This is a genomic window from Candidatus Nitrotoga arctica (genome assembly GCF_918378365.1).
In the GTDB taxonomy this organism is placed as follows: domain Bacteria; phylum Pseudomonadota; class Gammaproteobacteria; order Burkholderiales; family Gallionellaceae; genus Nitrotoga; species Nitrotoga arctica.
Genome location: NZ_OU912926.1, coordinates 1313832 through 1338734 on the forward strand (window position 1 = coordinate 1313832; position 24903 = coordinate 1338734).

Annotated in this window: 19 protein-coding genes; 15 read left to right on the forward strand and 4 right to left on the reverse strand. The window is 49.8% G+C overall.

Going from position 1 to position 24903, the window contains the following annotated elements; genetic code table 11:
- The first annotated feature begins 7 nt into the window (after positions 1-7).
- The 7 genes from MKZ32_RS05920 to MKZ32_RS05950 all read left to right on the forward strand — a co-directional run bounded on the left by MKZ32_RS05920 (position 8) and on the right by MKZ32_RS05950 (position 9959).
- The gene (locus tag MKZ32_RS05920; protein WP_239796419.1) at positions 8-1813 is read left to right on the forward strand and encodes an AMP-dependent synthetase/ligase; all 1806 of its coding nucleotides are present in this window, start codon (positions 8-10) and stop codon (positions 1811-1813) included.
- 2 nt (positions 1814-1815) lie between these two features.
- Positions 1816-2217 carry an acyl-CoA thioesterase gene (locus MKZ32_RS05925; protein WP_239796420.1) on the forward strand — a complete coding sequence of 134 codons (402 nt, stop codon included), beginning with the start codon at positions 1816-1818 and terminating at the stop codon, positions 2215-2217.
- Between the two features lie 113 nt (positions 2218-2330).
- Positions 2331-4817 (forward strand): 3-hydroxyacyl-CoA dehydrogenase/enoyl-CoA hydratase family protein, encoded by a 2487-nt coding sequence (locus MKZ32_RS05930; protein WP_239796421.1) that lies wholly within the window; start codon positions 2331-2333, stop codon positions 4815-4817.
- A 189-nt stretch (positions 4818-5006) separates the two neighbouring features.
- The gene (locus tag MKZ32_RS05935) at positions 5007-6206 is read left to right on the forward strand and encodes an acetyl-CoA C-acyltransferase (RefSeq protein ID WP_239796422.1); all 1200 of its coding nucleotides are present in this window, start codon (positions 5007-5009) and stop codon (positions 6204-6206) included.
- 175 nt (positions 6207-6381) lie between these two features.
- A complete protein-coding gene (locus MKZ32_RS05940; RefSeq protein WP_239796423.1) occupies positions 6382-7623 on the forward strand; it encodes an ATP-grasp domain-containing protein in 1242 nt (413 codons plus the stop codon).
- 9 nt (positions 7624-7632) lie between these two features.
- Positions 7633-8016, forward strand: coding sequence for a fluoride efflux transporter CrcB (gene crcB, locus MKZ32_RS05945; protein WP_239796424.1), 384 nt, complete (start codon positions 7633-7635; stop codon positions 8014-8016).
- Between the two features lie 638 nt (positions 8017-8654).
- Complete coding sequence (locus tag MKZ32_RS05950) at positions 8655-9959, forward strand: DUF6531 domain-containing protein (protein ID WP_239796425.1); 1305 nt, start codon at positions 8655-8657, stop codon at positions 9957-9959.
- Here MKZ32_RS05950 and MKZ32_RS05955 read toward each other — a convergent pair.
- The gene (locus MKZ32_RS05955; RefSeq protein ID WP_239796426.1) at positions 9956-11317 is read right to left on the reverse strand and encodes an IS110 family RNA-guided transposase; all 1362 of its coding nucleotides are present in this window, start codon (positions 11315-11317) and stop codon (positions 9956-9958) included. The two genes, MKZ32_RS05950 and MKZ32_RS05955, sit on opposite strands and share 4 nt — an antisense overlap.
- 157 nt (positions 11318-11474) lie before the next feature.
- Here MKZ32_RS05955 and MKZ32_RS05960 point away from each other — a divergent pair, with 157 nt between their 5' ends.
- From MKZ32_RS05960 to MKZ32_RS05970, 3 genes are all read left to right on the forward strand, one after another.
- Positions 11475-14828 carry an RHS repeat domain-containing protein gene (locus MKZ32_RS05960; RefSeq protein ID WP_239796427.1) on the forward strand — a complete coding sequence of 1118 codons (3354 nt, stop codon included), beginning with the start codon at positions 11475-11477 and terminating at the stop codon, positions 14826-14828.
- A 122-nt stretch (positions 14829-14950) separates the two neighbouring features.
- The gene (locus tag MKZ32_RS05965; RefSeq protein WP_239796428.1) at positions 14951-16297 is read left to right on the forward strand and encodes a fibronectin type III domain-containing protein; all 1347 of its coding nucleotides are present in this window, start codon (positions 14951-14953) and stop codon (positions 16295-16297) included.
- Positions 16298-16450: 153 nt separating this feature from the next.
- Positions 16451-16789, forward strand: a complete 339-nt coding sequence (locus MKZ32_RS05970) for a transposase (RefSeq protein ID WP_239796429.1) — start codon at positions 16451-16453, stop codon at positions 16787-16789.
- Between the two features lie 193 nt (positions 16790-16982).
- Here MKZ32_RS05970 and MKZ32_RS05975 read toward each other — a convergent pair whose 3' ends face one another.
- Positions 16983-17315, reverse strand: coding sequence for a BON domain-containing protein (locus MKZ32_RS05975; protein ID WP_239796430.1), 333 nt, complete (start codon positions 17313-17315; stop codon positions 16983-16985).
- Positions 17316-17707: 392 nt separating this feature from the next.
- Here MKZ32_RS05975 and MKZ32_RS05980 point away from each other — a divergent pair, with 392 nt between their 5' ends.
- The 5 genes from MKZ32_RS05980 to MKZ32_RS06000 all read left to right on the forward strand — a co-directional run bounded on the left by MKZ32_RS05980 (position 17708) and on the right by MKZ32_RS06000 (position 23149).
- Complete coding sequence (locus MKZ32_RS05980) at positions 17708-18184, forward strand: hypothetical protein (protein ID WP_239796431.1); 477 nt, start codon at positions 17708-17710, stop codon at positions 18182-18184.
- A gap of 262 nt (positions 18185-18446) precedes the next feature.
- On the forward strand, positions 18447-19928 hold the full coding sequence (gene ppx, locus MKZ32_RS05985; RefSeq protein ID WP_239796432.1) for an exopolyphosphatase: 1482 nt from the start codon (positions 18447-18449) through the stop codon (positions 19926-19928).
- A gap of 80 nt (positions 19929-20008) precedes the next feature.
- Positions 20009-20632, forward strand: coding sequence for a CYTH domain-containing protein (locus tag MKZ32_RS05990; protein WP_239796433.1), 624 nt, complete (start codon positions 20009-20011; stop codon positions 20630-20632).
- Between the two features lie 137 nt (positions 20633-20769).
- A complete protein-coding gene (locus tag MKZ32_RS05995) occupies positions 20770-22434 on the forward strand; it encodes a CHAD domain-containing protein (RefSeq protein WP_239796434.1) in 1665 nt (554 codons plus the stop codon).
- Entirely contained in the window at positions 22406-23149 is a 744-nt protein-coding gene (locus MKZ32_RS06000) for a ParA family protein (protein WP_239796435.1), read from the forward strand. Before MKZ32_RS05995 ends, MKZ32_RS06000 begins: the two co-directional genes overlap by 29 nt.
- A 122-nt stretch (positions 23150-23271) precedes the next feature.
- Here MKZ32_RS06000 and pstB read toward each other — a convergent pair whose 3' ends face one another.
- A complete protein-coding gene (gene pstB, locus MKZ32_RS06005) occupies positions 23272-24045 on the reverse strand; it encodes a phosphate ABC transporter ATP-binding protein PstB (protein WP_239796436.1) in 774 nt (257 codons plus the stop codon).
- Between the two features lie 12 nt (positions 24046-24057).
- The gene (gene pstA / locus MKZ32_RS06010) at positions 24058-24903 is read right to left on the reverse strand and encodes a phosphate ABC transporter permease PstA (RefSeq protein ID WP_239796437.1); all 846 of its coding nucleotides are present in this window, start codon (positions 24901-24903) and stop codon (positions 24058-24060) included.

The window sequence follows — 24903 nt, forward strand, 5'->3', positions numbered from 1 at the left end:
GGTAATCATGCCGGACAACCAAGACCACATTATCACGCCTGAACAGGCAGTCACCTTGCATGGGTTGTTTGTCGAGCGTGTGAAACGCACGCCTGATGCTATTGCTTATCGCTATTTCGATACGAATGAAAATACTTGGCTGTCGATGACATGGGCGCAGGCGCGCGATCAAACGGCGCGCTGGCAGGCGGCGCTGATGCGTGAGGGATTAGCAGTGGGTGACCGAGTCGGCATCATGTTGCGCAACTGCCCGCAATGGGTATTGTTTGATCAGGCGGCGTTATCGCTCGGCCTTGTGGTGGTGCCGTTATACACTGAGGACAGGCAGGATAGCGTAGCCTATATCATCAACGATGCGGGCGTGAAGGTACTGTTGTTCGAGAACGCAGAACAATGGCAAGAGTTGCGTAGCGTGTGCGCACAGCTTCCCTGCATACAGCGCATGATTAGTCTGGACAGGGTAGCAGGGCATAATGAAGCGCGTTTGCTATGTGCGGAGGAGTGGCTGCCCGCGCATGCGGTTTTGGTTGAGGAACGAGGGCGCGAGCGCGATGCGCTGGCCACGATCATGTACACCTCGGGTACCACGGGTCGCCCCAAGGGAGTAATGCTGTCGCATCGCAATATTTTGTTTGACGCCCATGCAGCCTTGCAGACCTGTCCCGTTGCCGGAATGGATACTATGCTGTCTTTTTTGCCGCTTTCTCACGCCTTCGAACGTACGGTGGGTTATTACATCTGTGTGATGGCTGGCGTCACGGTTGCCTATGCGCGTTCCGTTCAGTTGTTGTCGGAGGATTTACAAATCATTCGCCCAACTATTTTGGTTTCTGTGCCTCGCATTTTTGAGCGTGTGTACGGGGCGATTAGCGCCAAGCTGGAGGAGGCATCGCCGTTGCGGCGCAAGCTATTCGCTTTGGCAGTCAATGTAGGTTGGCGCTGCTTTGAACACGAACAGGGGCGTGCTGGCTGGCATCCATCCTTATTGCTATGGCCGTTGCTTAATCACTTGGTAGCCAGCAAGGTAATGGCGCGTTTAGGTGGACGACTTCGCCTGACTTTGTGTGGGGGAGCGGCTTTGCAGCCGGAAATCTCACGCGTATTTATTGCACTCGGCTTACCTATTTTGCAAGGCTATGGTTTGACCGAAACCAGTCCTATCGTTTGCGCTAATCGCTTGAATAGCAATTTTCCGTCCAGTGTTGGGCTTCCTTTACCGGGAGTAGAGGTGCGCATCGACGAACAGGGTGCGTTACTGGTTAAAGGGCAGAATGTGATGTTAGGTTACTGGAATAATGCCGAGGCGACACGCGCCATGATAGATGAGGATGGCTGGCTGAACAGTGGCGATATTGCCTCCATTAGCGAGTCAGGGCATATCACCATCACGGGGCGTCTGAAGGAAATTATCGTGATGTCCAACGGCGAGAAAATTTCTCCGGCAGACATGGAACAGGCCATTCTGCGTGACCGTTTGTTCGATCTGGTGATGGTGCATGGTGAAGGGCACCCCTATCTGACTGCGCTGGCAGTAGTGAATCCGGCAGGCTGGGCACACTTAGCGCAAGAGGTCGGGGTGCAGGCGGACATGCCGGAATCGTTGCATGACCGCCGTATCGAGCAACAGGTGTTGCAGCGTATCGCTGATCAGATAAAGGAATTCCCCGGTTATGCCAAGGTACACGGGGTATTACTGTTGACCGAGCCGTGGAGTGTTGATAACGGCCTGATGACGCCCACCCTGAAGGTTAAACGTGGATCTGTGGTGGAGCGCTTTGCAAAAGAAATTGAACAGCTTTATCAAGGACACTGAATATGGATGAACCAGCGTTGACCTTCTTACCGCAACGTGAGCCTACATTGCGTATGGTGGCCATGCCATCCGACAGTAATTATACAGGCGACGTTTTTGGCGGTTGGGTAATGGCGCAAGTTGACATTGCCGGAAGCATTCCCGCTCTCATTCGTGCGCGCGGACGCGTGGTGACGGTGGCGGTGAATTCATTTGTGTTCAAGCAGCCGTTGTTCATGGGCGATGTGGTGAGCTTTTATGCTGAGCTTGTGAAGGTAGGGCGCACCTCTATCACTGTCAAGGTCGAGGTATATGTGCAGCGCGATCCGGTTAAGCCGATCTGTGCCAAGGTAACCGAGGCTATGTTGACCTATGTGGCGGTGGGAGAGGACCGCAGGCCGCGTATTGTGCCACCTGACGAATGAGTGCATTATTTTGCTGCACGGATAGAGAGTTAGACTTGGTTGGTCAAATAGCTTTTACAGCGTGAGCATGAAAGGGAAGGCTCATGCCTTCTTTATTGTTTTGGAAATGAAATATGCCTAAGAATTTTATTATACGTAAGGTCGCTGTATTGGGCGCAGGGGTAATGGGCGCGCAGATTGCCGCGCATTTGATCAACGCCAATGTGGAAACGCTGCTGTTCGAGTTGCCTGCGAAAGAAGGTGATCCTAATGCCAACGTAACCAAAGCACTGGAAGGTTTGAAGAAGCTCGAACCCAGTCCATTGGCATCACCTGCCAAACTGACCTATCTCCAGCCTGCAAATTACGAGCAGCACCTTGGATTGCTGCGGGGTTGTGATCTTGTGATTGAGGCAATTGCCGAGCGCATCGACTGGAAGTCAGATCTTTACCGCAAGGTCGCCCCCTATCTTGGCGCAGATTGCATTTTCGCCAGTAACACTTCCGGGCTGTCTATCAACGAGCTGGCTCAAGCATTTCCAGAAGCGCAGCGCCATCGATTCTGCGGAATTCACTTCTTTAACCCGCCGCGCTACATGCATCTGGTCGAGTTGATTCCCTGCGCCAGCACCGACGCTACGCTGCTGGACAGACTGGAAGAGTTTCTTGTCTCCACTCTGGGCAAGGGCGTGGTGCGCGCCAAGGACACACCCAACTTTATTGCCAACCGCATAGGTGTATTTTCTCTGCTGGCCACGCTGCATCATGCGCACCGGCTGGGGTTGGGCTTCGATACCGTGGATGCCTTAACCGGCCGCTATCTGGGGCGACCCAAGAGCGCTACTTTCCGCACTCTGGACGTGGTTGGGCTGGATGTGTTCGCACACGTGGTCGACACCATGCGCAATAATCTTGCAGACGATCCCTGGTATACGCATTTTGCGCTGCCGGACTGGTTGGACAAGCTGATAGAGGAGGGCGCGCTGGGGCAAAAAACCAAACGCGGCGTGTATCAGAAAGTGGGTAATAAAATTCATGTTTTCGATCTGGATTTGCAGACTTATCGCTTGTCGGAAGACAAGTTGGATGATGCGGTGAAGGACATACTACGTGAACGCGATTGGGCGAAAAAGCTTGCCGCTCTGCATGCCAGCGCGCGTCCGCAAGCACAATTCCTGTGGGTGGTGTTTTGTGACTTATTTCACTATTGCGCGGTACATCTGGAAGGCATCGCCAACAATGCGCGCGATCTGGATTTTGCCGTGCGCTGGGGTTTCGGTTGGGACAGTGGGCCGTTCGAAATCTGGCAGATGGCAGGCTGGCAAAAGGTAGTCGGTTGGGTTAACGAGGATATTGCAGCGGGCAGGACAATGTCGTCAGCACCTCTGCCAGGCTGGGTGACTGATGCAACCCGTAATGAGGTGCATAGTGCGCAAGGCTCATACTCGCCCGGCAGTAATCAATATCAAGCGCGCTCGACGTTACCAGTGTACGACCGGCAGGAGTTTCCAGACCGATTGCCGGGTGAGGCAATGCAATATGGCGAAACGATTTTCGAGACCGAAGCGGTACGTATGTGGCATACCGATAACGATATCGCCATCCTGAGTTTCAAAACCAAGATGCATATCATCAGCAGTGAATTGCTGGACGATATTTTGCGCGTGCTGGACGAAGCCGAGGAAAACTGGCTTGCACTCATTATTTGGCAGACAGAACCACCATTTTCTGCCGGTGCCAATTTGCTGCAATTGATGCAAGGGGTGCAGGAAGTTGGCGAAGAACAATCCGGTGGGTTTTTTGGCAAGTTTAAAGGCGCGGTGCAGCGCGTCAAATATACCGTGGCGGGCGGTGGTGGGCTAAGTGAAATCGTCAATGCGGCAACCGGCAATGTACCCCGTGTAGAAGATGTAATTGTTAAATTTCAGCGGGTGTCGCAGCGCCTGAAATATGCGCAGGTGCCTACTATCGCGGCGGTAGATGGCCTCGCGCTGGGTGGTGGCTGCGAAATTTCGATTCATTGCACGCGCATTGTTGCTGTGCTGGAAAGTTATATCGGGCTGGTAGAAACAGGCGTCGGCCTGCTGCCTTCTGGAGGCGGCTGCAAGGAAATGACGCAGCGCGCGGCGGCGGAAGCAAAAGGCGGCGATATTTTTCCGTTCCTACGCCGCTATTTTCAGAATATCGCCATGGGCGAAGTATCCAAGAGCGCAGAGCTGGCGCGCGAGATGGGCTATTTGCGAGCCTCGGATCGTATCGTTATGAACCACTTCGAATTGCTGCATGTGGCCAAGCAAGAAGCGTTGGCGCTGGTAGCCACGGCCTATCGCCCGCCCCTGATACAGCGTCAGATTCCGGTAGCGGGCAGGGTAGGCATTGCTTCCTTCAAGGCGTCTATGGTGAATATGCTGGAAGGGGGTTTCATCTCGGAGCATGATTACGCTATTGGCAGTCGCGTGGCCGAGGTAATGTGTGGGGGTGACGTGGAAGTTGGTAGCATGGTCGATGAGCAATGGTTACTTGATCTGGAACGGCGCAATTTCCTTGAGCTGCTGGCAATGGACAAGACGCAGGAACGTATTGAGTACATGCTAAGAAATAGCAAACCATTGCGAAACTAAAGGACACCTCTAAAAATCCAACTTTCGTCACAATACGGCGTTACTCGAAAAAAATTATCGCTTACATATAAACAATATGCCGCGCTCAAATTTTTTACTCGTGCCTTGTCTTGTTTAGAAACTTGAATTTTTAGAGGTGTCCTAACCCCCGCCCTTTAGGACAGAGGCGATCTTCAAAAGGAGTAATTCATGTCTAAGCAAATTCAGGAAGCTTATATCGTTGCCGCCACTCGCACCCCGGTGGGTAAGGCGCCGCGAGGCATGTTCCGCAACACTCGGCCTGACGATCTGCTGGCGCATGTGTTGAAAAGTGTGATGAGACAATGTCCCTCACTTGACCCTGCCGCAGTGGGTGATGTCATTGCCGGTTGTGCCATGCCGGAAGCTGAACAGGGCATGAATGTGGCGCGAATTGCATTGCTGCTGGCAGGTTTGCCCAATTCTGTGCCTGGTCTGACCGTTAACCGCTTCTGTTCTTCTGGGTTGCAGGCTGTGGCCCTTGCGGCAGACCGAATTCGTCTTGGCGAAGCTGATGTGATGATTGCGGCAGGTACCGAGAGCATGAGTATGGTGCCGATGATGGGAAATAAAATTGCGATGAATCCAGAAATTTTCGCGCACGATGAGAATATCGCTATTGCTTATGGCATGGGAGTGACTGCGGAGAAGGTGGCAGAACGCTGGCAGATAAGCCGCGAAGCACAGGATGCTTTCGCCTGTGAGAGTCACCGACGCGCCTTGCAAGCTATTGCGAATAATGAATTTAAAGATGAAATTACACCGTATCAAATTCAGCGTCATGTGCCGGATTTATTACGTCGCGAAGCGACTGTGCATACAAGCATGGCGGAGCAGGACGAGGGCCCGCGTGCAGACACTTCGATGGAAGCGCTGGCTAAACTCAAAACCGTGTTTGCGCAGAATGGTTCAGTTACTGCCGGCAATAGTTCGCAGATGTCGGATGGTGCGGGTGCAGTGTTGCTGGTCAGCGAGACCGCGTTGAAGCGCTACAACCTGACGCCCATAGGAAAATTTCTCGGTTTTGCTGTGGCGGGCGTTCCGCCGGAAATTATGGGCATCGGCCCGAAGGAAGCCATTCCGCGTGTGCTGCGTCAAGTCGGTTTGCAATTGGATGACATCGATTGGATTGAACTCAACGAAGCTTTTGCCGCGCAATCGCTGGCGGTAATAAGGGAAGTCGCCCTAGACCCCGTCAAAGTAAATCCACTGGGTGGGGCGATAGCGTTGGGTCACCCGCTGGGTGCCACCGGTGCGATCCGTACTGCTACCTTGCTGCATGGATTGCGCAGGCGCAAACAAAAATATGGCATGGTCACCATGTGTATTGGTACCGGCATGGGCGCTGCCGGAATTTTCGAGGCATTTTAGTTTAGAAATTTCGTAAATTAGCATGCTCTCGTTTGTTTTTTTGTAGTAATGGATAGGAATATTTTCTCCAACGAGATATGAATAACAACACAGTTCCTTCGAAATTTCCCTATCGGCTAAAATCCTGCGCAATCGCATTTATGAAACATCCTGGCTGGGAAAGTGAAATTATTCCGTGAGTATTGAAGCTGCCAAAGAACTGAACAGCGATTGCCATTCGGCCATCCTGGATCGTGACGCGCTGGAACGTACCCTGCATGAGCAGGGCGAGGTTTGGCACCAGCGTGTCAATGAGCGTTGCCCCCACCTATTTGCTGCTGCTCCCTTGTTTATTTCTAGTGGAGAAATGGAGCAAATGCACGCAGTCATCGAGGCCGTCCAACAGGTTGTAGAGCTATCTGCATGGCGCGATGCCGTGTTGCAACACGCACCGGCCGTCGCTCGATATGAACCTCGCGCCAAAGGTGTATTCTTCGGCTACGATTTTCATCTTAATGTCGAAGGTGCGCATCTCATTGAGATCAATACTAATGCGGGGGGTGCGTTGTTTAACGCGTTACAACTGCATAGTCAGCGTGATGTAGTTGCGCCGGGCAAGCCTGCCGCGATTGAGAATTTGGAGCAGGTCTTTCTCGACATGTTTCGCAATGAATGGCGCCTGGAACGGGGTGATGCGCCGCTGCAAACCATCGTCATCGTGGATGAACAGCCACTAGAACAATATTTTTATCCAGAGTTTGTACTGATGCAGCAATTGTTTGAACGCGCGGGTATTGCAGCGTTCATTGCCGATCCAGAGGAGCTGGAGGCGCGTACGGACGGCCTGTATCTCCGTGAACGTAAGATCGATTTGATTTACAACCGGCTGACCGACTTTTCCTTACAAAAGTACAGTGCCATAAGCACTGCCTATCAGAGTAATCAAGTGGTGCTCACGCCGCATCCTCATGTATATGCGTTGTATGCTGACAAACGCAATCTTGTCCTGCTTACTGCGCCCGACAGCCTGCGTGCGATGGGTGTGGCAGAGACGACCATCGCCGCTTTAATGAGGGGTATACCTCAGACCAGGTTGGTGGACGCGCAGGATCATGAACATTGGCGGCAGCAACGTAAGCAGTGGTTCTTCAAACCCGCCACCGGTTATGGCGGTAAGGGTACCTATCGTGGCGCCAATATTACTAACCGGGTGTTCGCTGAAATCATGCAGGGCGGTTATATAGCGCAGCGCATGGCTATTCCCGGCGAACGTATGATTTGCCTGGAAGGTGCGGAACCGGTTGCGCTTAAATCGGATGTGCGCTGCTATGTATATGATGGCCAAGTGCAGCTTATCGCAGCGCGGCTCTATCAAGGGCAAACTACCAATTTCCGCACAGCGGGCGGCGGTTTTGCACCAGTCCGTGTCGTCAATTAGAATGTGCGCATGACACTTTATGCCTTTATCGCAGTTGGCCTGGGCGGAGCCATCGGCTCATGGTTGAGGTGGGGGCTGGGTGCGTGGCTTAATCCCGCGCTGCCAGAACTAGCGCTTGGTACACTGTGCGCAAACCTGATCGGAGGTTATATCATTGGCCTTGCTGTGGCCTTTTTCATGCAGCAACCGGAGCTGTCGCCCGAATGGCGCTTGTTCATTATTACCGGCTTTCTCGGTGGGTTAACGACCTTTTCCACTTTCTCTGCCGAAACCGTCACCTTGCTTGTACGCGGGCAATATGCCTGGAGTGTCGCAATTATTGCCGCCCATCTCGGCGGTTCATTGCTGATGACTGTGCTGGGTATGCAGACCTTCAAGTGGTTGCATCAATAAAAGGCAATAAGCATAGCGTCCGCATTTATTCAGGAAAGAGAGCGTCCCAGTTTTTGTCGGTTCCTACGATGTCAATCTTTTCGCCGCGCAAGTGGGTGGCAGATGGCCTGAATTTCGAGTAGCTTGGCGGGCTCGATGACCATGGAGAGGTGAGTACGTTGAGTAGTTTCATGAAGTACGACTTTATTGAAGTCATGCTTTTTCAAATAGGGCAAATTGAGAAGACTCTGAATCAACAATAGGCTCTGCCGCACAAGCAAACTTCTTTCAAAAATTCGATTATTTGCAGATGGGATTTTCTGGTACACCTCGTGGAGGTGACCGTTATATAAACCAGAAACCTCATATTTGTATGTCGGAATTTCTTACACTCACACCTTGAAATCTTCGACTAATAACTGTCACCTGCGCCACAAACTGTTAATACTTTGTAAGTACGGAAGTTTAAATTTTATATTTTTTTCTGGCATGAATGATGCTCTAACTATTTTGAATGAAGCTTAATAATTGACAAGGACAGAAAGATAGGAATTGGCAAATGCAGTAATCGTGTCTGAACCTATTTGTTCTGTCCGGTGTCAAGCACGAACGAGTGCGGGCTATGTAAATGTAAGCTAGGGAATCAAGGGAAAAATACAATGCTTCAGGTGCTGGTAGGTGGGATGCGAAGGATGATAAAACGAATTGCTGGTACTTTGGGGCTAAAGTATGGCTATTCCAAGCGCATTCAGTGCGGCTTCTTGCGCAGGAACCGTGGTCTATCCACAATTTCTATGAGAGCAGCAAGTTCGAGGAACCGCTTTCTTGGACAGGCTCCATTGCGGATTGTAGCCATGCTCTTCATTTTGCTTATTTCACTTGCCGATGCGCAGACCATCACCTCTACCTCTGGTGCAACTTTTTCGTTCTCTACTGAGAAAACAAAATATTCCTGTTCAAACGAGAGCTATACAGATAACTTTGTAATTCCTATAAAAACTTACAATTGGACTCAGTGCAACTATACTAAAAATGCAGGGATAAACGTTACAGATCCCGATTGCCACGGCAATGAATCCAACGGCGGCCACTGTTCTAGGTTCATAATAATACGCCCAATTTGCCTGGCAACAGGTTATTACTCAAACGGCACAACATCTAGTAATGGTGGAAATTCTGCTTTATATGGAAATTTTAGTCAGGATTTAATTTCAGGATCCAATGGTGCGGGGTTATATAATCAAGTTACTGGAGGTGCTAACCTTACAATCCCTGAAGGTGGAACTCCTCCGCCTAAATGGGGTTTCCTTGTTGATGTTCAATTTTCTTGTTATGTCAAGATACAGAACGATTTAAACTTTTCTTTAGTGGGCACACTCTATGGAGGCAATGGAACGACACCCCTTCCACCTATCAACTCAAAAGACCCCAACAACAACCCGAAAGCCAGCTGTCAAGCAGCAGGTACCGATGCCAATGCTCCGGGCATATACCCCGCTCCGAGCAGTGCATCTAAAGACCCGGTGGATTTAGCGACTGGCAACTTTTACGACACCCTTAACCTCCTGGAAGTCGCTGCGGCAGGCACGCCATTAAATATGGCCCTGAGCTACAGCTCAATAAACCCATTAGCGGGTACCACCGGGTTTGGCTGGGCACACCCCTACCAACATAGCCTCGTCGATCTCACCAGTTCCGTCAAAGTCATTTGGCCCGACCGACATGTTTCCACTTACAACTCGAATTACAACCCGAGTGGTTTGGGATATACCAATCCTGCCGCCGATATCTCAGACATCTTGGTCAAGAACGTGAACGGCACCTACACCCTCACCGACCGTAGACAAAAGACCTACACCTTCAGCGCAACGGGCCAACTGCTCAGCACCAAAGATCGTTTTGGTTTTATTAAGAACCTCTTAAGAAACACCTCCCAACCAACTGATTTTAAAAAGCGGAATTAAGCGGGCTGTTCGTTGACGACGAGCTTCATTCCCATTTTTTCAGCACGCTGGGCTAGTTGCCGCAACACTCTTTCGCGATAACGTTCTTCGTAGTAGCCCTGTCCCTGATCGGTATACTCTTCACCTTTGGTAAGCATGGTGTAGATCAGGCGCGCCAACTTGTGCGCGGCGGCGGTTACGGCTTTAGGTTTGTCCATGCGCCCGCACATCCTGCGGAAATACGCGCCCAGCGCCGATTGGCTGCTGCGCAATGCTGCCGCGGCCAATCTCAAGGCTTGGGCCGCCCGGTTGGCTACGCGCTTGGTCTTGCCGCTCATCACTTTGCCTCCGGTAATCTTGGTACCGGGGCATAGCCCCAGCCAACTCGCGAAGTGCCCTGCCGTGGGGAAGCGTGACATGTCCGCCCCGGTCTCGGAGATCACCGCGAGCGCGGTGGTGACGTCAATGCCGTCGATGCGCGTAAGATCAACTCCGCACATCCTGAACAATTGCGTGCGCAGATCAAACTTCGGCGCGTTGCGGGCGCGACCACGCTTCTTCCCCTTCGCTGGTTCGCCGTCATGAACTTGCAGGCTTTGCAATTGCCCATCGATCTCACAGTCGCACTCGGCGAGCTGTGTGCCGATGAAATCGAACATATCCAGTGCTTGCTTGAGCGCAAACAGATGCTCTGCGCGCCAGTTGCCTTGCAGGCTTTTTGCGATCTCGTCAGCGGTAGCGCGAATGCGCACATTCTTCATCGCGGCCAGCACTTGACCATTGCGCTCCCCGGCGACAATGGCGCGCAGAATTTTCTGCCCCGTCTCGCCGACCACGTCCGAGATGACGTTGGTGAGCTGGATGTTCATCTGCGTGAGCGCCTTTTGCATGCGCTGCACATGCGTGCCCTGACTTCTCAAAAGCATCCCGCGCTGGCGCCACAGTGAGCGCAATACGCACACGGCTTCGATAGGGCGAAATGCGCCGCGAAGCAAACCGTAGGTCATGAGTTGCTGCAACCATTGGCAGTCCAGCACATCAGACTTGCGGCCCGAGACATTTTTAACGTGGCGCGCATTGACCAGAAATACGTTGAAACCGCGCGATTCCAGAAGCTCGAACAAAGGAATCCAGTACACGCCCGTGGATTCCATCGCGACCGTGTCCACGCCGCAAGCGTCAAGCCAATCGGCCAAGGCGTTGAGGTCAACCGTAAAGCTCGAAAACTCCCGGACAGGCTCGTCGTCCCTGTCCGGCGGCACAGATACGTAATGGGACGAACTACCGATATCGACTCCAGCCGCATGGGGATGGGTGATCGTTAAAGGCTCTCTGGATTTGCCGGGTTTGATACTGATTTTTTGCTTGCGTTGCACCATGATTATCTCCATCATTCGTTTTGGAATGTGGTGCCACATCGGGTACGTCGTCAAGCTCACTCTCTTAAACGGGATATCGGCCAAGCGTCCCAACAACGCCAAGCCAATTCATCAATGTCGATGACGTCACCCATGACCACGCTAACCCTCGGGCAATATGCACCATTGCTATTCCGGTCTTCCGTGGCACCTCATTCCACTTTGCCACATTCGGAGAGCGACGTGTTTCTTCGGCGCGATTTGCGGCACGGGGCCGATTACTACGCTAACCTATCTTGCCAATGGTAATCTGGACAAAGTGACGGATGCGTTATCGGGTCGGTTTCTGCAATTTACCTACGACGCCCAGAACCGGGTAGCGAGTGTAAGCAGCGCCAGCGCTGGCGCCGTGACGCTGGCTTATAGCGCGGCAGGTGACCTGGCCTCGGTCACCGATGCACTGGGTCATGCAACCACCTTCACCTACGATTCAAATCATCGCCTGCTGACCAAGGTCAATGCACTGGGTGCGACCGTGGTAACCAATACCTATGGTGCTGCGACCGGAAAGGTAGTCAACCAGGATGACGGCTTGTCCACCACACCACTGGAACTCTTTACCTATGCTACCGATACAACAACAGGAAATCCCTATACCACCTATAAAAACCGCACTGGCAACACCCTCCGTCATAACTTTGATGCAAGTTTCAATCTCCTGTCCACCATCGACCCGCTTGGCAATGCGGTAGTACATACCTATGTACCCGGCACTAACATTCAGAATGCCGAGACGGATGCGTTAAATAACAAGACCCAATTTACCTACGACGCATCCGGCTACGTCCTTTCCCGCACCGATGCGCTGGGCCATGTCGCCAGCTACAGCTACGACGCCGCGCACAACATCAGCAGAATTACGGATGAGGCCGGCAAGGTCACTACCATGGGCTACGATGCCAACCATCATTTGCTGACCCAGACCGACCCTGCCGGCAAGATCAAGACCTACACCTACAATGCTCAGGGGTTGCCGGCGACCGTCACTACCCCCAATGGAGGCGTGACGAGTTTTACCTACGACGTAAAAGGCCAACTTGCTACGCTCACCGACCCGGTCGGGCTGGTAACCAGCTTTACCTATGATGCTGCGGGTCGGGTCTTGACCATCACGGACAGCGCGGGGAAAGTGTGGACGAGAACTTATGATTTGATGGGGCATGTACTCACAGCGGCTGACCCGCTGGGCAACACAACCCACTATACCTACGATGCGTTAGGCAGGCTCGCGACAAAGACCGCAGCGGCAGGCGGCATTACCCAATATGCCTACGACATTCATGACAATCTGGTCGGCATAACCAACCCCTTGGGCGGAATAACCGGCTTTGCCTACGACGCGGATGATCAATTGATCAGCATGACCGATGCGTTGGGTCGGGTGAACACGCTGACCCGCGATGCCAAAGGCCGGATAACCAGCACGACCAATGCGCTCGGTAACGTCAATACACTGGGTTACGATGCCGTGGACAACGTCATCACCTCGAAGGACGCCCTGAACAATGTCACCACGCTGGCCTATGACAAGCTGCATCGGTTAACCAGCATCACCGATCCGCTCAGCAACCGCAATGCAGCCAGCTTTGATGCGGTGAGCCGCGTGGTCAGCAATACCGATGGCAAGGCGGGCGTAACCAGCTTTGCCTACGACGCATTAAGTCGTTTGATCAGCACCACGGATGCACGTGGTGGTGTCGCAGCACAAACCTTCGATGCAAACGGCAATCGGCTGAGCTTTACCGATACCATAGGCAACAAGACTTCCTTTACTTATGATGCGGCCAACCGCATCACGCGTGTTGTGACCGCTGATGGCGGAGCGGTCAACTATACTTACAATACCCAGAACCGCGTCGCCACAGCAACCAATGGACGGGGGCAAGTCGCAACTTACACCTACAACGCTGCAGGCTGGCCGGTTTCAATGTCGGATCCTTCGGCGACGATTAGTATTACTTACGATGCCAACGGCAATATGCTGACCGTAATCGACGCTGTTGGCACCTCTACCAACACCTACGACGTGGCGAATCGAATAACCAGCCATACCGACGTGTTCGGCAAGGTAATGGCTTATGGCTATGATGCAGTCGGCAACCTGATTACCTTGACCTATCCCGGCAACAAGGTGGTGACCTACACCTATAACGCCGCCAATCGCATGACCTCGGTGAAAGACTGGGCAAACCGTTTAACCAGCTACACCTACAATGCCAGGGGCAACATTACTGCGGTAACCCGTGCCAATGGAACCAGTGGTGCTTACACCTATGATTCAAAGGGACAGCTTGCCTCTCTCGCCGAGACGTTTCCGACTGCCGCAAACAATTATGGAATTGCCTACACCTATGATGCCAATGGCAATATCACCTCTGAGGTAAATACACCGCTTCGCACCGCTCCCACTTTAGTCGCCAACACCATGACCTATGGTGCCGACAATCGGCTGGCCACATTGAATGGGCAGGCCATAACGTTTGATGCGGATGGCAATATGACGTCCGGCCGATTAAACGGAGCGGCTTCAACCTTCACCTATGACGCACGGTCAAATCTCACGGGTGTAGGAAGCAGTAGCTATGTTTACGACGCGCAAGGCAACCGGGTTTCCGCAACGAATGCAGGCGTTACCACCCGCTATGTCGTGGATCCGAACGCAGCTCTTTCCCACATGCTGATAGAGACAACGGCTGCTGGGACACCTGTTGCCTACTATGTCTATGGCGCAGCAGGCTTGATCAGCCGGGAGAGTGCGGCTGGCGTCTATCAGACCTATCACTACGACCTGCGCGGCAGCACGGTGAAGCTGGCGAATACCACCGGAACTGTTACCGACAGCTATGGTTACGGCCCATTTGGCGAGCTGGTATCCAACACCGGTACCACCACCAACCCATTCAAATATAACGGGCGTGACGGCGTGATGACAGAGGCCAATGGACTCTACTACATGCGGGCACGATATTACTCGCCTGAAGCCAAACGGTTCGTGAACAGGGATGTGCTGTTGGGAAGTGTGGATCGGGCGCTGACACTGAACCGGTTTGGCTATGTGAATGGAAATCCGATAACCAAAGTAGACCCGTCTGGGTTGTTTGGTATGTATGGAAACTGGGGTGGGGGAAACTGGAGCGGAGGGCACGCAGGGCCGGATATTCCAACAAACCCTGCAGGTCCAATAGATGCGTTGGATGCTGCTTATATGGGCCATGACTATGGTTATGTCAGCGCAGAATCTGGAAATTTCCAGTCAACTTATAATCCTGAGTCTGGACTTTATAGCACAAAACCTAGCCATCGGAGTTGCGACGTAAAACTTGCCAAAGAGGTTAAGGATGTTGATTACTGGAAGATTTTAATGTCGTCGGGAGGGAAGTCTCCTTCTCCTTTATCGCTGTGGGGATTGTTTTTTGGACCTGGCTCAGCGATATGGGCTGTACTCAACTCGCAACTCAACTTGGAAAGGTAGTGGAATAAGGAAATAGGAGATACAGTTTTTCTGATGCGATATTCAAATCGATAGAAAGCAACAAGGTCAGTGTCACTGCTGTCCAAAATGAATCAAGGGCCAGGATCAGATTGAAATATAAAATGATGAAAAATTTAATTGGCTTACTCGTCGTATTCCTGTTGTCGCTCAGCCAACCCTGTGCTGCGGACAGCTTTACCTATGATGCGCTGAATCGCCTCACCAGGGTGGCTTTTGCCAGCGGCACGGCAATTGATTACGTTTACGATGCAATGGGTAACCTGCTGTCTACGACTAACACCATTTTATCTTCTCCTCCGAGTGCACCGACCGCTGTCACTGTCACCACCGGTAACGGTAATGCCGTTATTACCTTCACCGCGCCTGTCAATATTGGAAGCTCGCCCATTACCAGCTACACCGCCACCAGCTCGCCCGGTGGATTCACGGGCTTTTGCACAGCGCCCTGTTCGTCAATCACCGTCAATGGGCTGACTAATGGCACGGCTTACACCTTCACTATTACAGCCACTAACAATGCAGGTCCAGGTGCACCATCCGTTGCCTTGAGCAGCGTGACACCAACAGCGCAAGGCATAGACCATGTCCCGCGCTTCCAACGTGCCTTTGTAGCGTCTCATGGATTAGACGCCAATATCGCCTTTAACTGCGATATCACCCATCCTTGCCGCACCTTTTACACAGCGGTGGCCGGGGTCAATTCAAATGGCGAAGTTGTAGCGGTAAATTCCGCCGGCTATGGCTCTGTCACGCCCATCCGGTCAATTTCCTTGATAGCCGCCCCAGGCATCTATGCTGGCCTGTCCGTCTTTTCCGGTACAAGCGGAGTAACGATTGCCACACCCGCCATAAATGTTGTGCTGCGCGGCCTGACAATTAATGGTCAAGGTGGTGATTCAGGCGTTTTAATGACCGCTGGTGCCAAGCTTTCAATCGAAAACTGTGTCATTTCCAATTTCAAGGGTATCAACCAGCGCGGTATTTTTGTTAACACAGCAGCTACGGTGCGGATGGTTGACACCCTTGTTCGCGATAATAGCGTTGGCATTGGAGTTCAGGGAGGTGCGACGGCCGCAATTTCGAAATCCAAATTTCTCGGAAATGACAGCGGCGTCCTGGCGCAAAGCTCTGCCGGCACGACAACGACCGTTGCTATCAGCAATACTGTCGTGTCTGGAGGCGGTACTGGTTTAGAGGCATTTTCGGATACTTCCGGAAACTCCCGAATAGACATAACCCGTTCAACGGTCACAAATAATACTGTCAAAGGCATCGTGGCATCTGCCACTGCTGGAACTGCCTCGATCACCCTCAACAAAAGCATGGTAGCGGGAAATGCGATTGGGTTTCATAAGGGCACCGGCGGAACGTTGAGTTCGCTGGGTAATAACACCATAACGGATAATGGCTCTAATACGGGCACGCTTACTTTGATAACTCCCAAGTAATTACCAGTCGAACCGGGTATATCCAAAGCCCCCGGACAAGACCGTTAACGATCAGGAAGTGGCTGTCATCTGCGACACAAACAAGCGATGAACAAGTGTTGGCGGCGTAATTGCCTCGACTCGGCGCGCGTATTGAGGAGGAGCATGACCTACATGGCCGATATAGAAGCGGCCGCTATATTCCCGGCCGCCATTTTCGAGGAACGCCTGGCACGCAATAAAGAAGGGCAGGTGATGTTAACGCTGAAAACGCTTTATCGGGATGGCACGATCCATATCGTCTTATCACCATTGGAATTCATGCAACGTTTGGCTGCGTTGGTTCCCCGGCCAAAGTTTAACCTCATTCGTTTCCATGGCGTGCATGCGCCGAACGCCAACCTCCGCAACGAATTATTCCTGGCAGTAAGAAAAAAAGTAATGTATCCGATACGTATGACGATGTGTCGCAATCCTCGAATTTCGTGCAAATCAGTTGGGCGCGTTTCCTAAAACGGTTATTCCATATAACCATCTAACACCGCCCGAATTGCGGCAGAGCCATTCGAAAAAAATGCCGCTTTCGGGGAGGTCGGCGGCATAAGGGAAGCAGTTTAAATATTTGCTATTGCAAATAATTTGTTAACACATCAGGCATTACTTTTTGAGGCATTGTTGGTTTAAATATATTATTTAAGCCAACATCTTACTTAGATTCCATGATTCTAATATCACTGTGGACTGTAACTACTCCTTTTGTATCGCGAGCAATTGAAACAGCCTTGTCCACTTCTGCTTGACTGTGTGCCATGCCGCTCAAAAATACGGCGCCATTTTTATCTGTATCAACTTTAATATCTTTCAAGCTGCCCAAATGGGTTTCAGCGGCCAGTTTGGTCTTTATTTTTGTTGTTATAACGGAGTCCTTGACGAATGTTATGGGGCTTGAGCGATCCGTATCTGAATCTGCGGTAAAACCTACGACAGGTGTCAGCATCATGCCGATAGCAAGACAAGTTGTAGCAAATTTTATTTTCATGATTCAAGTCCTTTCATTAAATGGAGTTCAATGATAATGCTCTCATGCAAATCCATCAGTTCGCTACCGCTCATAAGGCGGAATTTGTGTAAAAAACCATATCAGGATGGTCTATCCAATAATTTTGCACGGCGCAGCATTGCAAAAGAAAGGCACCAGTTTTAGCAAATTCGTTAATTTTATAAATTTAATCTTTATGCCTTCGCCAGCATTAAATTAATTTAGATCAACAAATACATTGATTCAATTAATTGAATATACATAAGTAAAAGCAAATTTTTTTGCATGTTTTATATTAATATAAACTGTTTATATTTTTATCATGTAATATGAGTAGGTGAATCTTCACAGGTAACTATTTTTTTAAATTCTCATTTAATTTGGACCGAGCCATGACGACTAAAGCAAAAAATGCTGTGAATGCTAAACCTGCTGTGAATGCCAAACCTGCTCCTAAATCTAAAACTGCTACGAGATCATTGCCAACTAAAGTGGTAGCAAGTAAAAAACCTGAGCCTGCTCCAACGGTTAAAGCCATGGCTCCCACAAAGGTGGCTGCCAAAGTGGCAAACAAAAATCCTGACGTAAAATCTGAGGTAACAACTTCTAGAGTAGTTAAAGCGAGAAAGATAAAGGCAGATAAGCCTAAAAAAATTAAAATGGTGCGTGATAGTTTCAGCATGCCTGAAAATGACTACTTGCAATTCGCCGCATTAAAGAGAAAGTGTCTGCTGGCTGGTGTTCATGTGAAGAAAAGTGAATTGCTGCGAGCGGGGTTGCTTTGCTTGTCAAAGCTGTCTGATTCTGAATTGGTTAATGTTGTAGGGCAAGTGGAAGTACTCAAAACAGGCCGGCCAACTAAGCATTGAGGGGTTGTTACGATGTTCTTTTGTCCCAAGCGAGATGTCGTTGTTTAGCGTGTTTTGCGCTTTATCGCAGAGTGACTATGCCATTCAGATGCTGCCGTTGGAAAAGCCTATGGACGCGAGGAACTATTATTGTAAATGACGAAAAAAGTGTAGGCGATGGCAAAATTGATTGCAATCCTCCGTGCCGAAATATACTAAAACTTTGATAAGCTATCTATACCCACCGAGTAAGTGGCTACCCTTGTATTGATAGGTAATTACTATGCAAGTATACGATACCATTGCCGCAGTGGATTTGGGTTCCAATAGTTTCCGGCTCCAAGTCGCGCGAGTGGTGGAAGATCAGATATATCCCCTAGATTCCTTGAAGGAAACGGTACGCCTGGCTGCAGGGCTAACGGCGGATAAATTTCTGGATGACGAGTCCCAATTACGTGCCCTTGCATGCCTCAAGCGATTTGGCGAGCGCTTACGTGGTTTGCCAAACCATGCTGTAAGGGTGGTCGGTACAAATACTTTCAGGCTGGCTAAAAACGCATCCGCTTTTCTTGAAAAAGCAGAAGATGCATTGGGTTTTCCGATCGAAGTAATCGCTGGTCGAGAGGAGGCGCGGCTAATTTATCTGGGTGTGGCACATGGCCTGCCATCATCGCAAAATCATAGGTTGGTGGTTGATATCGGCGGTGGCTCTACCGAATGCGTGATTGGCGAGGGATTGGAGCCGCTTCGAATGGAAAGCTTGTATATGGGGTGTGTCAGCTATAGCAAGCGTTTTTTTGGCGACGGTAAAATTACTAAAGATGCCATGCAGCAAGCGGAACTCGCGGCACGCATGGAGCTGCAAACAATTCGTTTTGAGTTTTCCGGCGGAAATTGGCAAGAAGCGATCGGGTCATCTGGTACAGCACGTGCATTGGCAGATTTATTAAAGCAAAACGATTGGAGTAATGAAGGTATAACGGCAGAGGGACTGGCAAAACTGCGTTCCATGTTACTGAAAGCAGGAGAATGCAAGCGGCTGGATACGCTTGGGTTGAAACCGGATCGCATTCCCGTCCTGCCTGGTGGATTCGCCATTATGTCGGCAGTTTTCACTGAATTGAATATTCAGCATATGAGCGTAGCGGGTGCCGCCCTCAAAGAAGGGGTCTTGTATGACCTGTTGGGTCGTTTGCATCATCAGGATATGCGCGATATCACTGTGAGCCAATTTATGCGACGTTATCATATTGATCCATTACAAGCCAAACGTGTGGAGGACTTATCGTTGTCGCTTTTCAAGCAAGTGGCGCAGCGTTCTGACGTTGATGTTGACGCTGCGCAGCAACAGTTGCAATGGGTGGCCAGGTTGCATGAAATAGGTGTTTCTATCGCACATAGTGGTTATCACAAACATGCAGCTTACATTCTAGAAAACGCTGATATGCCGGGTTTTTCTAAAATGGAACAATTTCAGCTGGGGTTGCAAGTAAGAGCGCAACGTGGGTCGCTTTCCAAAGTGCCAAGATTGTCGGGAATAATACAGGATTGGACCGCAATATTAGCATTGCGTCTGGCAGTTTTGTTTTGTCGTAGTCGTACGGACTTGACCTTGCCTAGAATGCAATTGAAAAGAAGCGGCAATGACTATCGCATTAAACTTGATAAAAAATGGATTGAGCAAAATCCGCTCACAGAAAATGCGTTACAAGCAGAGATCAAAGAATGGAAAGCAGTGGGAGTCAATTTTTCCGTAAATAATTAATTATTAATTATAAATAATGTTTTGATAGAGCCTTAAAACTACAGATCCTTGTGACTTAAAATGTTTTGTACTATCTGCTGATGCATACTGAAATTGAATTGAAGCTACTCATTGATAGCTCAAACATTCCCCAGCTATTGCAGCACCCATTGCTTAACTCAGCGTGCAAATCCGGGTCGCAGAGACAAAAGCTTCATAGCATTTACTTTGATACTCCGAAGCTGGAGCTTATGCGCCAGCAAATTGCTCTGCGTTTGCGTCAGGTTGGTGGGCACTGGATTCAGACCGTGAAAGGCGGCGGTAAGGTGGAGGAAGGGCTGCATCAGCGTTCGGAATGGGAAGTGCCTGTTATTGGCGGCATACTGGATTTAGACAAGCTATCCGCATCACCATGGCATAGTTTTTTTACGTTGGATATCCAAAATAGTTTAATACCAATATTTGTAATGGACTTCTGGCGCACGATCTGGCTGATGGAGCTTCCCAATTGTTTAATTGAGCTCGCATTGGATGAAGGCGAAATACAGGCAAAAAATAAGCAGGTTTCGATTTGCGAAGTTGAATTGGAATTGAAGTCAGGAGCCCCTGAGTCATTGTTTGATCTGGCCCGAGAATTGCGAAAATCAATTGTTTTGCAGCCTGAAGATAGAAGTAAAGCTGACCGAGGCTATATGCTCTATAGCGCTCAGGCTCATGCAAAATAAAGTCCAATAAAAATCGGGCTGATGTTCGACATTACCTTGCTGGTAATAGTATTCAAAGCAGCAGAGAATTACATGCTTTTGACATATTGCAATCTATCATCTGAGTTCTGGATACCCACTCCTCTTTAGCCATATAAATGATCAAAAACGACCAACATTCGAAGAAAGTCATGTCCATACAAAGGGTGAACGCCACAATTCATCGGATGAGTTTTGTCGTGCCGGTCGACACAAAAATATCGGACATTAAAAATAAACTTTCTACATGCATGCATTGTGAAGAGTTGCATATTCACGCGTTGCAACGTACCTACTTTGATAGTTTTGACTGGCGAATTTTTTGTGCCGGTGGCGTTATTGAAGAGGAATCCGGAAATGGTGGTTTTACATTGCGCTGGCGTAACTTTGTGTCCAATGAAATTTATGGCAACACCTCAATTAATAACACGGTCCGTTTCGCCTGGGATCTGCCTGATTGTGTTTTGCGCGAACGTCTGGAGCCTATATTGGAAATGCGCGCCATGTTGCCCCTTCTTCACATGAACTGTAAGGTTCATGGCCTGATAGTGTTGAATAAAGAAAATAAAACGGTCGCCAGGCTGGGTATCGAAGAAAATCGAATTTTGGGATTGACCAAATCCAAGCCACGCAAGCTTCCTGCCATATTGTACGTAGAATCAGTGAAAGGTTACGACGCCGTTTTTAAAGAAGTTTTACAAGTAATCAATCAACAGTTGGCTCTTAAAGTTGATAATCAGGGTATGGTACAGAGGGCAATGACAGCAGTTGAATTACGGCCTGGGGCATATTCTTTCAATTTGAATTTGAAGCTGAGTTCGGAGACACCTATCGCGGTAGTGATTCGCAACATTTTGTTGCGCCTGCTCGAGATTATGAAAGCTAATGAGTGGGGCATAAGAACTGATTTGGACACAGAGTTTCTCCATGACTTCCGCGTCGCTATACGACGGAGTCGTTCGGCTTTAGGGCAAATCAGAGGTGTTTTGCCACATTCAATATGGGACCAATTTAGTCGAAAATTTGCATGGCTAGGAGAAATCACCGGCCCCACTCGTGACCTCGATGTCTATCTATTGAATTTCGGAGCTTATAAAAATAGCCTTCCGTTACCTGTCAGGGATGATCTTGACCCACTTTATTATTTTCTGAGAAAACATCGGATAATCGAACATAAAAAGTTAGTTACCTATCTAGAGTCAACGCGTTATAGAAAAATGATGGCTGCTTCGCTAGCTTACTTGAAAGCTCCATTGCCAGCGCGATCTATACTTCCCAATGCTAACCGCCCAGTGCTTGATGTAGCAAATCAGCGAATATGGCGCATGGTTCGACGAGTCATTAGAGAAGGTGAGGCTATCAATGCGAGCAGCCCTCCTGAAGATTTACATGAACTACGCAAGTCATGCAAAAAACTGCGTTACTTGATGGAATTTTTTCAAAGTCTCTATCCATCGGATGAGATCAAGCAGTTAATAAAATCGCTGAAGTTGCTTCAAAATCAACTCGGAGAATACCAGGATCTTCATGTTCAACTTGCTTCATTGGCAACATTCAGGAATCAGATGAAATCCGAAAGCGGAGCGACTGACCGTACGTTGGTGGCAATTGATATTATTCTCCAGACGCTCGAACAACGTCAAAGCCAGGTACGCAAAATGTTTAAGGCACGCTTTGCAATCTTTGCAGAAAATAAGAACCGTATAGCTTTCAGTAAACTATTTAAACCCAGGATTCAAAAGGAAGCGCGCGCTCATGAAGATCATTGCCTGCTACAACATTAAAGGGGGGGTGGGTAAAACCGCAACGGCTGTTAATCTGGCCTATCTGGCAAGTCGTGAGGGTGCCCGCACATTGGTTATGGACTTGGATCCACAAGGTGCGGCTTCTTTCTACTTTCGTGTTAAACCCAAGATAAAAGGAGGCTTAAAAACGCTGATGGATGGCAAGCAAGGTTTGGATGAGCTAATCAAGGGAACTGATTATGCCAATCTCGACCTTATTCCTGCGGACTTTTCCTTCCGCAATATGGATCTATTTTTGGAAGACGCAAAAAAACCAACGCGGCAATTACGAAAATTGCTCCAGAATCTTGATGACGATTATGACGTTGCTTTTCTGGATTGTCCGCCCAGTATTTCACTAGTATCAGAAAATGTATTTCAGGCGGCTGACGTCTTGTTAGTGCCGACCATTCCTTCTACTTTATCGTTGCGAACGTTAGACCAGATCCTGAAGTTTTGCAAAGAAAATAATCTGGATAATCTTCAGGTGCTGCCATTTTTTTCCATGGTGGACATGCGCAAACAGCTACACCGGCTTATCGTTGAAAAGCCACCGAAAACTTTAGCCGGGTGGCTTAATACTACTATTTCCTATGCCAGCGATATAGAACGGATGGGACTTAATCGTGCCCCCCTTGCCAGCTATGCTCCAAAGTGCCGGGCGGCTTTGGCTTATGAGTCGTTATGGGCAGAAATTAAAGAACGCCTGAGTTGAATTTTTCATTCTGTAGTGAGGATAAATTCGCGCAAAATTTAATCTTCAATCTCTTCATCCAGAATATTGTTGTGGTTATAGAAAAATAGCTTGTTCCTAGTGCAATTAGGAGTGGCGAATGATTACCCGAATCGGCCTGTAATGTAATCTTCAGTTTCCTTGCGCTTAGGATTGGTGAACACCGTTCTGGTATCGCCGAATTCGATCAGGTCGCCCAGATACATGTAGGCGGTGTAGTCTGATACGCGCGCTGCCTGCTGCATATTGTGGGTGACGATGATAATGGTGAATTCTTCTTTCAGCTCATCGATCAGCTTTTCGATGTGTGCGGTAGAAATTGGGTCTAGCGCAGAGGTAGGTTCGTCGAGTAACAATATTTGCGGTTTGACAGCGATGGCGCGCGCGATACACAAGCGCTGTTGCTGACCGCCGGAAAGTCCAGTGCCGCTTTGTTTCAGTTTATCTTTCGCCTCTGTCCATAGCGCTGCTTTCTTCAATGCCCATTCCACGCGTTCGTCCATGTCATGGCGGCTAAGGTTTTCATAGAGTTTCGCACCGAAAGCAATGTTGTCATAAATTGACATTGGAAACGGAGTAGGTTTCTGGAATACCATGCCGATCTTGGCACGGAGTGTGTTGAGATCCTGTTTTTTGTCTAGAATATTTTCACCATCCAGCAGAACTTCACCAGTAGCTTTTTGCTTCGGATAGAGCTGGTACATGCGGTTGAAGGTGCGCAGCATGGTGGACTTGCCGCAGCCTGAGGGACCAATAAAGGCGGTCACCATTTTTTCCGGAATGGTAAGGTTGATGTCCTTGAGGGCGCGCTCAGTCCCGTAGTAAAAATTCAGGTCACGTACGACCAGCTTCGGACTAACAGTTTTTTCAGCACTCATCTGCCTGCATCCTTAATAAGTTGTTGATTTTTGGCGGAATAAGACTCGCGCCAATATATTGAGCGAGAGCACGCTGAAAGTGATGAGTAGCGCGCCAGCCCAGGCGAGACTCTGCCAGTCCTGGTAAGGACTCATGGCAAATTGGAAAATTACTACCGGCAAGTTGGCCATGGGCTGATTCATATCGCTGCTCCAGAATTGATTATTTAGCGAGGTAAACAATAGCGGTGCGGTTTCACCGCTAATGCGCGCCACCGCTAGCAGCACCCCGGTAATGATGCCAGCTCGTGCAGCGCGTAACGTCACCAGGTTAATCACCTTCCATTGTGGTGCCCCCAGCGCTGCCGCCGCTTCGCGCAAGGTATTCGGCACCAAGCGCAACATATTTTCGGTGGTGCGAATGACGATCGGGATGACTAAAATGGATAATGCCAATGCACCGGCCCAGCCGGAGAAGTGCCCAATTTTAATGACATACATTTCATATATGAACAGACCGATTACGATAGATGGTGCAGAAAGCAGCACGTCGTTAATAAAGCGCGTGGTCGGCGCCAACCAGCCGCGCTGGCCGAATTCCGCCAGATAGGTGCCCGCGAGTATGCCGATAGGAGTGCCAATCAGTGCGGCGAGAAAGGTCATCATCAGACTGCCGGCAATGGCGTTGAGCAAGCCGCCCGCGCTGTTGGGTGGTGGTGTCATCTGGGTAAGTACTGCGATGGACAGTTGAGGCAGACCGTTTGCCAGTAGCGTCCATAAAATCCAGCCCAACCAGATCAGACCGAACAGCATGGCCAGGGCCGAAATTCCCAGACATATGGCATTAATCAGGCGGCGGCGTGCGTAGAGTGTCAGCAT